Origin of the sequence: Virgibacillus senegalensis, assembly GCF_000821245.2 — a bacterium.
GTDB classification, from domain to species: domain Bacteria; phylum Bacillota; class Bacilli; order Bacillales; family Amphibacillaceae; genus Sediminibacillus; species Sediminibacillus senegalensis.
Window position 1 is genome coordinate 1 of record NZ_LN611417.1, and the last position, 862, is coordinate 862.

The following is an 862-nucleotide window of genomic DNA, read 5'->3' on the forward strand; positions in this document are numbered from 1 at the left end:
GCTTCCGAATACGGTATTCCATACTCCATCCCTTCGACCTCGATGTTAACTCCCGGATCTTTTCCTTCAGACGCTTGACACTTCTCTGGTGTACGCGCACCTTCGGTGTCCCGTATGAGGTGAAACTGAAGCCTAGGAACTTCCTTCTCCATGGTCGGTCGACAGCTGACTTCTTCCGGTTCACTTTTAGGTGAAGTTTCTTTTCAATGAAAGTAGTGATGGCGTTCATCACCCGATAGCCTGCTTTCCGAGAGGATACATAGATATGAAAGTCATCCGCGTACCGGACGAAGCGATGCCCCCTCTTTTCCAGTTCTTTATCCAATTCATGAAGAACGATATTTGCCAGAAGCGGACTTAACGGACCACCTTGCGGCGTCCCTTCACTTGAACGTACGCATACCCCATTCATGAGAATCCCGGATTTCACATACCGTTTGATAATCCTGAGAAGTTTGCTGTCTTTGATGGACTTCGCCAGAAGTCCCATTAACTTGTCATGATTGACCTTATCGAAGAATTTCTCCAAATCCATGTCGACAACCCAGCGGTTGCCTTCCCGGATATAGCTTTTCGCCCTGCGTATTGCCTGATGAGCGTTTCGTTTCGGGCGAAACCCATAGCTGTGTTCCGAGAAGATAGGGTCAAAAACCTTGGTTAGTTCTTGGGCTATGGCTTGTTGGATGAAACGGTCCACCACGGTTGGGATACCTAACAGCCTTACTCCACCGTCTGGTTTCGGGATTTCGACTCGACGTACGGGAGCAGGTTGATAGGTCCCTTTCTCGAGTTCAGAACGCAGGGTAGACCAGTGTTCCATTACATGGCTTCGCAGGTTTTGTACGGGCATGTGGTCGACACC

1 protein-coding gene is annotated in these 862 nt (G+C 49.3%); it reads right to left on the reverse strand.

Features of this window, described 5'->3' with window-relative positions; genetic code table 11:
• Positions 1-862 (reverse strand): group II intron reverse transcriptase/maturase (ltrA, locus tag BN1067_RS00005; protein ID WP_053216905.1); only part of this gene is annotated, 862 nt, incomplete at both ends.